The sequence below is a fragment of the Mesorhizobium sp. P3_A8 genome (assembly GCF_056402995.1).
Window position 1 is genome coordinate 244,206 of sequence record NZ_JBFUGI010000007.1, and the last position, 13,204, is coordinate 257,409.

A 13,204-nucleotide genomic window follows, 5' to 3' on the forward strand; every position below is an offset into this window, starting at 1 on the left:
CATTGATATAGAGGTTTGTAGTACCTAACTGCCGGCGACACTGCTCTAGATCGTAGGGGACGACCTCCATGCAGCTCATTGAGTTCCTGGCGCCGCATTTTCATTTTGTATCCGACCCGACGGCCTGGGTTGCGTTGCTGACGCTGATAGTGCTCGAGATTGTGCTCGGCATCGACAATCTGATCTTCATCTCGATCCTGACCAACAAGCTGCCGGAAGCGCAGCGGGCCCGCGCCCGCCGGCTCGGCATCTCGGCGGCGCTGATCATGCGGCTGGTGCTGCTCGCCACCATCTCGATCATCGTCCAGCTGACGACGCCGGTCTTCACCGCCTTCGGCCATGGCTTCTCCTGGCGCGACCTGATCCTGATCGCCGGCGGCCTGTTCCTGGTCTGGAAGGCGACCAAGGAGATCCATCACACGGTCGATCCCGACGACCACCAGGACACGATGCTGGGCGGGACGCTGCAGATCAGCCTCGCCGGCGCGATCTTCCAGATCCTGCTGCTCGACCTCGTCTTCTCGATCGATTCGATCATCACCGCCGTCGGCATGACCGACGAGATCGCCATCATGTACATCGCCGTGATCGTGGCCGTCACCGTGATGATGCTGGCGGCCGGTCCGCTGGCCAACTTCATCGCCAAGAATCCCAGCATCGTCATGCTGGCGCTCGGCTTCCTGCTGATGATCGGCATGACGCTGATCGCCGATGGCATGGGCTACCACGTGCCCAAGGGCTACATCTACGCGGCGATGGGCTTTTCGGCGCTGGTCGAGGGGCTCAACATGCTGGCGCGGCGGCGCAGGAAGGCGAAGCCTGGCGATGGGCATTGAATATGACTATCAATGACCTTAGCCAGGATCAGCGCGATCAGTTAGCCAAGCTGGCTGATTTGCCTGACCACAAGATCGACACTTCGGACATTCCGGAAGTGCCGTCCAATAATTGGTCTCAAGCTCGCCGAAGCATCCATGTTGGTCTCAGGCAGGAAAAGCGTCGATCCTGAGCGCCTGCCTCGCAACACAGTGCGGCTGGACGAATTGAGCCGATTTATCTATAAGCCGGCCATTCCGACAGAGAACGCCGTGCTTCCGCGAGTTGCAGCTCGGACGCTCTGAAATTTTGAATTCGAGCATTTTTGCAAGGGCGAGGTGATCCACCTGGCTGCAAAATGCTCTAGCCGAGAAGACGACAGGGGTGCCATGGCTGGCCATTCACAGTTCAAGAACATCATGCACCGCAAGGGCCGCCAGGACGCGGTGCGGTCGAAAATGTTTTCCAAGCTGGCGCGCGAAATCACCGTCGCCGCCAAGAGCGGCACGCCCGACCCATCGATGAACCCACGCCTGCGGCTGGCGATCCAGAACGCCAAGGCCGTGTCGATGCCGAAGGACAACATCCAGCGCGCCGTCAACAAGGCCTCGATGGGCGATGCCGAAAGCTACGAGGCCGTGCGCTATGAAGGCTATGGCCCAGGTGGCGTCGCCGTCATCGTCGAGGCGTTGACCGACAACCGCAACCGCTCGGCGTCGAACGTGCGCGCCGCCTTCACCAAGGCCGGCGGCGCGATGGGCGAAACCGGTTCGGTCTCCTTCATGTGGGACCGTGTCGGCGAGATCTACTATCCGGCATCGGTCGGCAGCGCCGACAAGGTCATGGACGCGGCAATCGAAGCCGGCGCCGACGATGTCGAAACCGACGACGAAGGCCATACCATTTATTGCGGTTTCGAGAGCATGGGCGAGGTGTCGAAGGCACTGGAAACCTCGCTCGGCGAGGCAGAATCGGTGAAGCTGATCTGGCGACCGCAGAACAATGTTCCAGTCGACGAGGAGCGGGCACAGTCGCTGATGAAGCTGGTCGCCACGCTCGAGGACGACGATGACGTGCAAAGCGTCTACGCCAACTTCGAAGTCGACGACGAGACCTTGGCCAAGCTCAGCGCGGCCTGAGTTTCTGACCGTCACACGGAAGTGTGTAGGCGAACGCCATAGCCAAGGAGTCCCCACCCAACTTATAGATCAGTCAGTTGTCGGCGGGAGGGGAGATGACTGGCGAAGGGATGGAGCATGCCTCTGCGATGGCTTGGTCTCGCCGCGGTGGCTTCTGGCGTCGGTTCCTTGCTTCGTTTGTCGACTACCTTGTCGTGCTGATACCTCTCTGTTTTCTGGTGGCTGGCTTGTTCCTGCTGACCGACGGTGGGGTGAAAGCTGACTTCTGGCTGTTCTTGCACGTATGCAGACCGGCCAAGGTGCACGGCGGTCCGTCGCTTGAACGTTACGATTGGCAAGTGTGCAGGTCGTCTCTCTTCGGCTTTCCCGTAGCCGATTGGGCAATTGGCACTGCGAAAGCGACCCAATCCGTAGTGCGCGAGACTGTTTCGTTCGATCTTAATTCGAAGGAGAAATCTCGCCCGGCGGCATTGGATCTAGGTTTCCTCCAAGTACCCGCTCTGGCGATCTATCTTCTTGTCATGGAGGCTAGCGGCCGGTCGATCGGCAAGCGGGCTTTGACGCTCGTCGTGTATGACGAGAATGACTGGCGAAGAAGAGGCTTGCCTCTGCAAAAGGCGTTTCGCCGTCAGGTGATCAAGTTTCTCGGCGCTTTCCCTCTGGTGCTGACAGGGGGCTGGTTTGCCTTTCAGACCTGGGGCAGCGTTGCAGGACCCGTGCCGAGCTATGCCTGGTTGGACTTGGTGCTCGCCTTCGTCGCGATTGGCATAGCTTTGCTCTGGCCGGCCTGGATCGGAATATCGATAGCTTTGGGATATGAGCCGATCCATGATCGGGTTGCCGGAACAACCGTTCGCACCCGCGAGACACATGAATGAGCCTTTTGGAAAAACCCCGGATCGTCATCACCTACTGCACGCAATGCCAGTGGCTGCTGCGCGCCGGCTGGATGGCGCAGGAGCTGCTCTCCACCTTCGGCACGGATCTCGGCGAAGTGACGCTGGTGCCCGGCACCGGCGGCATCTTCACCATCTCCTGCAATGACGTGCTGGTCTGGGACCGCAAGCGCGACGGCGGCTTTCCGGACGCGGCAAAACTCAAGCAGCTGGTGCGCGACGTGATCGATCCGAATCGCGATCTCGGCCATTCCGACCGCAAGGGCCACACGCAAAAAGACCCCGCCTGAGCGGAGTCCCTTGCGTTTTGGAAGGTCTCCCTAGAGCAATGCGAAGATAAAGCAGGCCATCGCCCCGATGGCGGTGATGGTGCGGACGTGGTTCCACAGCACCCATTGGCTCAGGTGGTTCGCCCACACGGCGGCGCCGTTGCTGCTGGCCGGGTCGACGGCGGCAAGCGCATCGTTGAGCGGCACGTTGAAGACCATGGTCACAATCGGGTTGCCGATCAGGTAGATCACCGCGCCGGCAAGCAGCCAGTAAGAGCCGGGCTGGCTCCAGCTCATGATGGCGGCGGCGATAAGCACCAGACAGAGCAGTCCGGTGCCGAAGAGCGCCGTCATGAAAGTCGGCGTGATCACCGTGATGTTGATCGAATTCATCGCCGCGATGCCGCTCGGGACGGGCAGCCGGGCAAGTGCCGCCATGACGAAGTTGGAAAAGGCGAAGAACACGCCGCCGACGACGCCCGAGCCGATTGCGGCGATGATGGTGAGGGCGGGAACAAGCTTGGTCATTTCAGTTGCTCCAGATGCCGGTTGCGGCGGTTTCGGTTGCGTAGGCGGAAAAGTCTTTCGGCGCACGGCCAAGCACGCGCTGGACGCCGTCGGTGAGCGACTCGTTGCGACCGTCGAGCACCTGGGTGAACAGCTCGTTGAGCAGCCAGACGATTTCGGGTGGCAGTTCGTACGACGCGACAGCGGCCGTGAACTCATCATGCGAAATTCTGACAAAGCGGATGTCGCGTCCTGCCGCCTTGGCAATCTCGGCGACCGCATCAGTGAAGCTCAACAGCCGCGGCCCCGTGAGCTCATAGAGCTGGCCGATATGACCAGGCTGGGTCAGCACTGCTTCGGCGGAGTCAGCGATGTCATCGGCATCGACAAAGGGTTCGCCGACAGGTCCGACCGGAAGTGCCACCTCGCCAGCCAGCAGTGGCTCGATGAGAAAGCCTTCGCTGAAATTCTGCGAGAACCAGGCACAGCGCAGGATCGTCCAGTCGGCTCCGGACGCTTTCAGCATCTCTTCGGCGCGCTGCGCCTCGTGCTCGCCGCGGCCCGACAAAAGCACCAGCCGGCGAACGCCACGCTCCACGGCAAGGCGGGCGAAGGCATCGATCACTTCGGCGGCGCCCGGCACGGCGATGTCGGGATAGTAGCTGATGTAGACCGCGCTGACGTCCTCGAGTGCAGGAGCCCAGCTTGCAGGAGCGTCCCAATCGAAGCGCGGCGCGGCGGAACGGGAGCCGACCCGTACCGGAATGCCTTGCGCCGTCAGCCGCGCGGCGAGACGGCGGCCGGTCTTGCCGGTGCCGCCGAGGATCAGAATTGGTTTGGTGTCGGTCATGGTGGTTTTCCCTTGGTTGCAAAACATGAGTAATCCTCACATTTGCAAAACGTGATAAACCCTCGTATTTTGCGAGTCAAGCCATTCCCTCGGCGATTTGCCGAATGCGTTGTTGGAGACAGTCCATGGAAGGCACGCCGGCCAATGAGCAGATGGCTTCGCCACGGCGGGCGCCAAGCCAGCAGCGCAGCCGCGAGCGGGTGGAGCGCATGCTGGCGGCTGCCTCGGCGCTGATCACCGAGCAAGGCAGCGATGCCATGCGCATGGGCGAAGTCGCCGAACGGGCAGGGGTGTCGATCGGCTCGCTCTACCAGTTCTTTCCCGACAAGCGGGCGATCATCTGGGCGCTGGCCGAGCGCTACACCGCCGAGAGCCAGGCCTGCATCTCGGCCGAACTTAGGGATGTCGGCGATGCCGAAGGCCTGCGGCGGGCTTTCTCGGACCTGGTCGATATCTATTATCGGCTGTTCCTGGCCGAGCCGGTGATGCGCGACATCTGGTCGGGCACGCAGGCCGACAAGGCGCTGCGCCAACTCGAACTCGCCGACAGCCGGGCCAACGCTGAATTCCTCGTGGCGGTGCTGAAGCGATTGCGTCCGGATGCCGACCCGGTGTCCCTGGAGACGACCGCGTTTCTCGTCTGGCAGATGGGCGAAGCCGCGATGCGGCTGGCGATCTCGGTCGACCGGCAGGAAGGCGACAGGCTGGTCGCCGCCTACAAGCGCATGGCGCTGCGGGAACTGACGGGAGACTGAGTGGCACTGCGCGTGTTCATTTTCCACCCTCCAGCAAAGATGTGGCCGGCAAGGATGTGACCGACATCGCACCGCCTGGCGGCTGATGCTCGAGCCGCCATGCCTTCGGGCTCAGGCCGGTGATGCGCAGGAACTCGCGGTTGAAGTTCGATTTGCTGAGGAAACCGGCGTCGAACATGATGCGGGTGATCGGTTCGTCCGTCGTCGCCAGCAGGCGGCGCGCCTCGGCGATCCGCTGGTTGTTGACATATTGCGACACGCTCGATCGGTGGATGCGATTGATCGCCGACGACACTTGCCGTGCCGGCAGGCCGAGCCGCCTGGCGATGCGCCCAAGGTTGAGATCGACATCCTTGTAGAGTTCCCTCGACCGCATCAGCGCGTCGACCGCCGCCGCGATCGCGGAGTCTTCGCTGGTTGCGGTTTGCAGCTCGGGCCCATCGTCTTCTTCCTCGTCTTCGTCCGGAGCGGTGGCTTCGCTGGCGACCGCGGCAGCCCCGCCGAGAAGCAACAGCGCCAGCACGTTGCCGCCGGCAATCACCGCACCGGAATGAGCTCCCCCGGTCCATTGCATGTCAAAACTGATGATGATGTCGGTGATCGGCGACGCGAGGATCGCCAGCGCCGTCACCCACAGCGACCGGTAGGACCGCAAGACGCCGTCGAGGCGCGATTCGACAAGGACATCCGGGCCGGCCAGCGCAAGCCAAAGAAGCGCGAACCCATATGACAGGAACACAAGGATGATCACCGGGCCGACCGGCTCGCGCCAGAAGACCAGCAGCAAGGCAACCAGGCAGGCCGGCAGCAGATGTGGCCACAGCCGTGCCAGGCGATGCTCCGATCGTTCCTTCGTCAAGCCGCTGAAGGCGATCCAGGCAAGCGGTGCGATCAGCGTCGCCAGCACCGACTGGACCGGCATCATGGCCCTGACATCATAACCCCAGCGGACACCGATCAGCACCGACTGCAAGGCATAGGCGGCCATCAGCAGCATGAAGGCGATGTGTTCGCGCAGATCGGCCTCGTTTCGGCGGATCATCTGCACGAGCAGGATGATGAGCAGCAGAGCGACGACGAAGGGAAGGGGAATGAAGATCATGATCGCAAGCGTGGTTCCAAGGCTGGTAGCGACCGACAATGACCTGGATTGCGTTCACGGTCGTCCCGGATCGCGATCGAGGTCGCCGAAATCGACGTCCCGGGTCATTGCGACAGCGCCACGGTCCAGCCAGGACCGCCACACATGATCGGAGATATCCATGAAATTCGCAATTCTTGGCCTGCTGTCATTCGGCAGCATCGTGCTTGCGTCACCGGCAAGCGGGGATGCCGGCAAGACACTCGATCTCGCCGGTGTGAGCGCCGTCGTCATATCGGGCGAAGCCAGTTCCGTCAGGCTCACCACGTCGGCTTCGGCGCCTTATCAGGCGACGATCGGCAGCCGCCGCGAAGGCTGGTTTTCGCGCTGGTATTCGAGCTGGTTCGCCAATGACTGCAGCCTTGCCAGCGACATGAAGCTGGAGGCCTCGACATTGCGTATCGACGTTGCCCCCTCCTCATGGCTGGATCCCTCCGACTGCAGGGTCGAGATCAACGCCAACATTCAGCCCGAAAGTTCGGTGTCGATCGACCAGGCGGCGCTGCAGGCCAACATGGCGGGGAATTTCTCCACCATCGCCATAACCAGCAAGGCGGCCGATGTTTCGCTGGACGGGCATGCCTCGACCGTCGATCTCAAAGGCGACGCGCTGAAAGCCAATCTCGCCTTCGGCAGCGTCAGGCAGGACGAAAACATCGCCATCACCGGCAAGGCGCTGGATGCCACGCTGGCCTTCGGCCAGGGGGTTGCGATCAGTTATTCGGTCATCGCCACGGCATCCTTCGTCGACAGCGCGCTTGCCAACACCACCGGCGCCAAGCCCTCGGTCGTCCTCAAGGGGGACTTTGTTCGTGCCACCATCCGTTGAACAAAAAACCCGCCTCGAAGGCGGGTTTTTGATCTGCGGCAATGTCTAAATGGCTTAGAGGCCGAAACCTTCGAAACGCTTCTTGAACTTCGACAGACGGCCGCCGCGGTCGAGCAGGGTCTGGTGGCCGCCGGTCCAGGCCGGGTGCGTGGTCGGGTCGATATCGAGGTTCATCGTATCGCCTTCCTTGCCCCAGGTCGAACGGGTCGTGTATTCGGTGCCGTCGGTCATGACGACCTTGATGGTGTGGTAATCGGGGTGAATAGCGCTCTTCATGGCTCGGTTCCTGGCTTGCCGGCGCGGCTGACGGGCATAAGCCTGCGTCGATGCGCCTCTTTTTAAAACTCGAAGCCGCAGCTATTGAGGAGCCACGGCTTCTAAAACGGTCGGCGAGCCTATACATCAGGCGGAATTGAATCACAAGGCCGCGGCAAGCGCATATTGCGGCGCATGAAGCCGAAGCGGCTAGAGGAAACACCGAGATGGCGCAATCAAGCAGCGCAGACGAGCGTCGACGCTCGCTCAAGCCGCTCAGACGCCTGTTCCCCTATATCACTGGATATCGCACGCTGGTCGTCGGCGCGCTTATCTCGCTGGCCATCGCGGCGGCAACGACATTGGCGCTGCCGCTGGCCGTGCGGCGCATGATCGACCATGGTTTCTCGTCGGCCAGCACCACCTTCATCGCCGAATATTTCGCCGCGCTGGTGGCGATGGCCGCCGTGCTGGCGGCAGCATCGGCCGGTCGCTACTATTTCGTCATTACGCTCGGCGAGCGCGTCGTTGCCGACATCAGGCGCGACGTCTTTGCCCATGTGACGACGCTGTCGCCTGCTTTCTTCGACACCGCGCAGTCGGGCGAGATCGTGTCGCGGCTCGCCGCCGACACCACGCAGGTCAAATCGGCCGTCGGCGCCACGGCTTCGGTCGCGCTGCGCAACGTCATCCTTGGCCTCGGCGCGGTCGGAATGATGGTCATCACCAGCCCGAAACTGTCCAGCCTGGTCATAGCTGCCATACCCGTGATCGTTCTGCCGCTGGTCGCCTTCGGCCGTTCGGTGCGGCGCAAATCAAGGCAGGCGCAAGACACACTTGCCGATGCCACGGCCTATGCCAGCGAGCAGATCGGCGCGGTGCGCACGCTGCAGGCCTTCACCAACGAGAAGCTGGTCACCAGCCATTTTTCGGGCGCGGTGGAGGCTGCCTTCGAGGCGGCGCGCTCCTCGATCTTCGCGCGCTCTTTTCTCACCTTCTTTGCCATTTTCACCATTTTCTCGTCCGTTGTCGCGGTGCTCTGGTTCGGCTCGCGCGACGTCCTCGAAGGCACGATATCACCGGGCACGCTTGGCCAGTTCCTGCTCTATTCGGTGTTCGCGGCCGGTGCGCTCGGCGCGCTGTCGGAAGTCTGGGGCGAACTTGCCCAGGCGGCGGGTGCGGCCGAACGGCTGACCGAAATCCTGGCCGAGAAGCCGGCGATCCAGGCGCCGGCCGATCCGAAGCCGCTGCCGGCGGTCGCCAAGGGCGCGATCGTCTTCGACAACGTCTCCTTCTCCTATCCGGCGCGGCCCGACCGTGCCGCCGTCCATGGCTTGAGTTTTCAGGTCATGCCCGGCGAGACGGTGGCCATTGTCGGGCCCTCTGGAGCCGGCAAGAGCACGGTCTTTTCGCTGATCCTGCGCTTCTACGATCCAGAGACCGGCAAGATCCTGATCGATGGCGTCGACGTGCGCGAGGCCGATCCGGTCTCGGTGCGCGAGCGCATCGCCATCGTGCCGCAGGACGTCACCATCTTCGCGGCCAGCGCGCGCGACAATATCGGCTTTGGCCGGCCGGGTGCCGGCAATGCCGAGATCGAGACGGCAGCGAAGGACGCGCTGGCCGACGAATTCATCCTCAAGCTCGAGAATGGCTATGACAGCCAGGTCGGCGAGCGCGGCGTGACTTTGTCCGGCGGCCAGCGCCAGCGTGTGGCGATCGCCCGCGCCATCCTGCGCGACGCGCCGATCCTGCTGCTCGACGAAGCCACCTCGGCACTCGACGCCGAAAGCGAGACGCTGGTGCAGACGGCGCTGGAACGGCTGATGCAGGGCCGCACCACCATCGTCATCGCCCACCGGCTGGCTACGGTGCTGAAGGCCGACCGCATCCTGGTCATGGATGGCGGCCGTATCGTCGAGGAAGGCACACATCAGAGCCTGGTCGCCAAGGGCGGCATCTATGCCAGGCTGGCCAAGCTGCAGTTCGAGACCGGCGCCAGCGCCTTCAGGGGCGCGGCGGAGTAAGCATTTCCACTATACCGGTCAATTCGCCTCGGTTTCGGCATAGCCGAAATTGTAGCTCCATGAGGCGTTATCGCTCATCTTCCTGCGCGACCTCAAATAGGAACCGATATCCTTGGCGGGGACCCGATCGCCGATCGTCTTGAGAAACCAGTCGACCTGGAACTCGGTCGGCGTGCTCGACCAGCGCGCCTTGAAGGCGACATAGGCCGTGATCACGTCATCGGACTTTTCGGGGCCGACAAACGCCGCCTTCAGGTTCCGGACGATGCACTGATGGCGCTTGAACATCGGGCTGCCGAGCCAGATCGGCCCGGCCCGGCCGACCATGTCCGGCTCCGGCAGATTGCTGATGCCGACATCCGCCTTCAGCGGGAAGTTCTTGACGAGATCATCGGCGTCGAGATCCTCGGCCGCAAGCGCGTAGGATTCGACCGTGGTGACGACGTTGCCGTCGCGGTCGTCATGTGTCGACAAAGGTGCCAGGCTGGTCATTCCGGGATACTGCCGGTTGTAATACTGGAGATAGTCGTCGGCGAGCTTGGTGGCCGATTGAGAAACCAGCCTGTAGCGCATGGAGTCGGCATCGGCGTCCCGATAGGTCGTGCTGACCGTCAGCTTGAGTGCCTCGCCCTTGAGTTTGGGAAAGTCGAACGCCTCGTTGACGAAAGTGGTCGGCTGGAAAAGCTCCTTGCGCTCCATCCTCTCCATCTGCGCTTTGCCGGCGATAATCGGCAAGGCAAAGCCATAGTCGGGCGCAACAAGGTTTTCGGCGCGACCGCCCTGCAGATAATTGGTCGCATCGATCCAGTAGGTCTGGCTTTTGATCGTTGCCTTGACGATGACGTGGTCGAAGGCGCGGATCGTCGGCAGCATGTCGCCAAGCGCCAGTCCGTCGTCGAGATCGGTCAGGGCCGGATCGGCCTCAACGCCAAGCCGGCGCAGGCTGGAGGCAAGAAGCAGGGCCTTGTCCTTGCAGTCGCCGAAGCCTGAGGCGATCACGGTGCCGGGGCTGCGGGGAATATAGGAGCCGCGGCCCATCGACAGGCTTACATAGCGGATGGTGTCCTGGACCAGCCGCATTGCCTCGATCATGCGGTCTTCCGGCCTGGCGTATCTGGCGGCGATGTCATCGAGCTTCGATATGAAAGCGGCCGGCAGTTCCTGGTCGAGCCGATAGTAGGGCAACATCGCGTCGACAACGTCCTGCCATTTGGCTGTCGAGGAGATCTGGATCGTCGGATAGGTCAGGAAATCCGCCGGCAGGTTTTCCTCTGATTTGACCGGGGCAGGGTTGACGCTTTGCCAGGTGTAGGATTTCGACGCACCGTCGGTTTTGACATCCGGCTGGATGTCGGTGCGGACCTGGCGGATGTTCAAGGGCTGGTTTGCCGGCCAGGTCACCTGCTCGCGGATGAGCGCGATGGGTTCGCCCCAGGCCATGGCGACCGAGTGGAAAAACAGATCGGCGCCGACGATCGGTGTCCTGACAGTGGTACGGCCATAGTCGATGATGTCGCCGACACGGACATCGTCGACATTCACATAGGCCGTGAGCCAGCCGTCGAACAGTCCTTTCTCGGCGTCCTTTTCGCGCCGGAAGACATCGAACGTGGCTCCGGGCAGCCGCTCGATGACCACGCCGTCGCGGATGATGTTCAGCCAGTTCATCGTGACCTGCGACGTCGCCGGGTCGAACTCGAAATTTATGGCGGCACCGCGCTCGAGGCCGGTGCGGTCGACGATTTTGTAGGCATAGCGGTCGAAGGCCTCGATGCCGCCGGGCTGCTGCCGGATCTGATATTCCGAGACAAGATTGGAGATGCCGTTCTTGATCTGGCTGTCGAAGCGCGGGTCTGCCTTGGGGAGTTCGATCCGGTCGATCCAGGCGCCTGGCCTGCCTTTGTGGATTTCTGGGTCGGCCATGGCCGGCGCGCAGAAAATCGCGAAGGCAATCAAGACGACAAGCCGTGTGATCGCAGAAGATGTCACCGGAAAGTACCCGCCCTTATGATCCGCACGTTCGACAGATATCGGCGGACACCACCAGTGATAGAAAAGTAGCGGCGATCCCGCAAGACATTGGAATTCGGTCGTCGTCCGATAGAGCCTTGTCATCGCCTTGTTGCGGGTTCGTGTCGATGGTCAGCGAAATCGGGATGGCATGACGGCCGATCTCATGCGCCGTAGCGTTGCTTCAGGTGATTGACGAAATACACGGCGTTGAGTTTTTCGCCGGTGGCGCGTTCGAGCAGGTCCGGTGTCGACCAGCGCGACCCCTGCGACCATATCTTCTTGCGGCGCCAGTCGTTGATACCAGCGAAATTCCCTTTCGCCAGTTCGTCGTCGGCGGCGGGATGCTCGCGCGTCAGCGCGGCCCATTGCTGCGCCGCCATCATCGCGCCCAGCGTGTAGGACGGGAAGTAGCCGAAGGCGGCGCCCGGCCAATGCACGTCCTGCATCGGCCCGTCGGCCGGATTGTCGATGGTGGAGAGGCCGAGATAGTCGCGCATCTTGGCATCCCAGGCTTCGGGGAGATCAGCCACCTCCAGCCTGCCCGAGACCAGTTCCTGCTCCAGTTCGTAGCGCAGGATGACATGCAGGGGATAGGTTACCTCGTCGGCGTCGACGCGGATCAGGCCGCGCTCGACGCGATGCACATGCGGCAGGAGATCGTCGAGCGACCAGGCCTCGCCGAGATGCTTTTCCACCACCGGTAGCGCCCAGCGCCAGAAGGCTGGATTGCGGCCGATCTGCTTTTCGACGAACAGGCTCTGGCTTTCATGCACGGCCATGCCGCGCGCCTTGCCGAGCGGCCAGTGCGACCATGCTTTCGGCAGGTTCTGCTCGTAGAGCGCATGGCCGGTCTCGTGCAGCACGCCCATCAGCGCCGACAGGAAATCCGATGTCTTGTAGCGGGTGGTGATGCGCACGTCGCTCGGCACGCCGCCGCAGAAGGGATGGTGCGAGACCGACAGCGAGCCGTGCGTCAGGTCGAAACCGACCGCCGCCATCATGGCAAGGCCAAGCTCGCGCTGCTTGTCGATCGCATAGGTGCCCGAAAGCGGCTTCAGCGGATGCTTGCGCAGCCGCGCTTCCTGAATCGCCAGCGCCTCCGGCACGAAGCCTTTGAGGAAGGCCTTCAGGTCGGCAAAGACGGGGGTGATGTCGGCGGTGCGGTTGCCGGGGTCGAATTGCTCCATCAGCGCATCGTAAGGGGCGAGGCCGAGCACGGCGGAGCGCAGAGCCGCCTCTTCGCGCACCAGCGCCACCACGCCCTCGAGCGCCGGCTGGAAGCCCGCCCAATCGTTCTTGGCGCGCAGGTCGCGCCACAGCTGCTCGCAACGCATGCGGGCCGTCGTCTGGCGTTCGACGAATTCGACCGGCAGGCAGGTCAGGTTGGTGTATTGCCGCCGCAGTTCGGCGAGAGCCGCGCGCTGCTCGTCGTCGAGCGCCTCGCCTTCGGCGGCGGCGATCCAGTCGGCGATTTCCGGTGCGGTTGCCCTGGTGTGGTACATGCCGGCCAGTGCCGCCATCGCCTCGGCACGCTTCTCGCCGCCGCCGACGGCCATATGCGTCGCCTCATCGGCGCCGAGAATGGCCAGCGCATGCTCAAGTGCTTCGAGCTTGTGGCCGAGGTCGTCGAGTTTCTGAAAGGACATGGCGGCTTCCGTGATTGAGGACGGCGCGAAAAGACACCAACGCAAAAGCGTTGGCAACCCT

Annotated in this window: 13 protein-coding genes; 7 read left to right on the plus strand and 6 right to left on the minus strand. The window is 62.6% G+C overall.

What is annotated here, in order from left to right; all coding sequences use genetic code 11:
- Positions 1–68: 68 nt before the first annotated feature.
- The 4 genes from AC1DX4_RS18615 (at position 69) to AC1DX4_RS18630 (ending at position 3,141) form a co-directional block, all read left to right on the plus strand.
- Positions 69–836, plus strand: a complete 768-nt coding sequence (locus AC1DX4_RS18615) for a TerC family protein (RefSeq protein WP_477221675.1) — start codon at positions 69–71, stop codon at positions 834–836.
- Between the two features lie 369 nt (positions 837–1,205).
- Entirely contained in the window at positions 1,206–1,955 is a 750-nt protein-coding gene (locus AC1DX4_RS18620) for a YebC/PmpR family DNA-binding transcriptional regulator (RefSeq protein WP_477221676.1), read from the plus strand.
- Between the two features lie 95 nt (positions 1,956–2,050).
- Entirely contained in the window at positions 2,051–2,833 is a 783-nt protein-coding gene (locus tag AC1DX4_RS18625) for an RDD family protein (protein WP_477221677.1), read from the plus strand.
- On the plus strand, positions 2,830–3,141 hold the full coding sequence (locus AC1DX4_RS18630) for an Rdx family protein (RefSeq protein ID WP_477221678.1): 312 nt from the start codon (positions 2,830–2,832) through the stop codon (positions 3,139–3,141). Before AC1DX4_RS18625 ends, AC1DX4_RS18630 begins: the two co-directional genes overlap by 4 nt.
- A gap of 30 nt (positions 3,142–3,171) precedes the next feature.
- Here the strand turns inward: AC1DX4_RS18630 and AC1DX4_RS18635 are convergent, their stop codons facing one another.
- Together AC1DX4_RS18635 and AC1DX4_RS18640 are read right to left on the minus strand one after the other, a co-directional pair.
- Complete coding sequence (locus AC1DX4_RS18635) at positions 3,172–3,648, minus strand: anthrone oxygenase family protein (protein ID WP_477221679.1); 477 nt, start codon at positions 3,646–3,648, stop codon at positions 3,172–3,174.
- A 1-nt stretch (position 3,649) separates the two neighbouring features.
- The gene (locus tag AC1DX4_RS18640; RefSeq protein ID WP_477221680.1) at positions 3,650–4,477 is read right to left on the minus strand and encodes an NAD(P)H-binding protein; all 828 of its coding nucleotides are present in this window, start codon (positions 4,475–4,477) and stop codon (positions 3,650–3,652) included.
- A gap of 125 nt (positions 4,478–4,602) precedes the next feature.
- Here AC1DX4_RS18640 and AC1DX4_RS18645 point away from each other — a divergent pair, with 125 nt between their 5' ends.
- Entirely contained in the window at positions 4,603–5,232 is a 630-nt protein-coding gene (locus AC1DX4_RS18645; protein ID WP_477221681.1) for a TetR/AcrR family transcriptional regulator, read from the plus strand.
- 16 nt (positions 5,233–5,248) lie between these two features.
- Here AC1DX4_RS18645 and AC1DX4_RS18650 read toward each other — a convergent pair whose 3' ends face one another.
- The gene (locus AC1DX4_RS18650; protein ID WP_477221682.1) at positions 5,249–6,334 is read right to left on the minus strand and encodes a helix-turn-helix domain-containing protein; all 1,086 of its coding nucleotides are present in this window, start codon (positions 6,332–6,334) and stop codon (positions 5,249–5,251) included.
- A 160-nt stretch (positions 6,335–6,494) separates the two neighbouring features.
- On the opposite strand from AC1DX4_RS18650, the gene AC1DX4_RS18655 reads away from it, so the two are divergent.
- Complete coding sequence (locus tag AC1DX4_RS18655; protein WP_477221683.1) at positions 6,495–7,202, plus strand: hypothetical protein; 708 nt, start codon at positions 6,495–6,497, stop codon at positions 7,200–7,202.
- Between the two features lie 54 nt (positions 7,203–7,256).
- Here the strand turns inward: AC1DX4_RS18655 and rpmE are convergent, their stop codons facing one another.
- Entirely contained in the window at positions 7,257–7,478 is a 222-nt protein-coding gene (gene rpmE, locus AC1DX4_RS18660; protein ID WP_477221684.1) for a 50S ribosomal protein L31, read from the minus strand.
- A 206-nt stretch (positions 7,479–7,684) separates the two neighbouring features.
- Here rpmE and AC1DX4_RS18665 point away from each other — a divergent pair, with 206 nt between their 5' ends.
- Positions 7,685–9,484: an ABC transporter transmembrane domain-containing protein gene (locus tag AC1DX4_RS18665; protein ID WP_477221685.1), complete on the plus strand. Its 1,800-nt coding sequence runs from the start codon at positions 7,685–7,687 to the stop codon at positions 9,482–9,484.
- 18 nt (positions 9,485–9,502) lie between these two features.
- On the opposite strand, the gene AC1DX4_RS18670 is transcribed toward AC1DX4_RS18665, so the two are convergent.
- Positions 9,503–11,407, minus strand: a complete 1,905-nt coding sequence (locus AC1DX4_RS18670; protein ID WP_477221686.1) for a DUF3857 domain-containing protein — start codon at positions 11,405–11,407, stop codon at positions 9,503–9,505.
- A gap of 251 nt (positions 11,408–11,658) precedes the next feature.
- The gene (locus tag AC1DX4_RS18675) at positions 11,659–13,143 is read right to left on the minus strand and encodes a carboxypeptidase M32 (RefSeq protein WP_477221687.1); all 1,485 of its coding nucleotides are present in this window, start codon (positions 13,141–13,143) and stop codon (positions 11,659–11,661) included.
- Between the last annotated feature and the right edge of the window lie 61 nt (positions 13,144–13,204).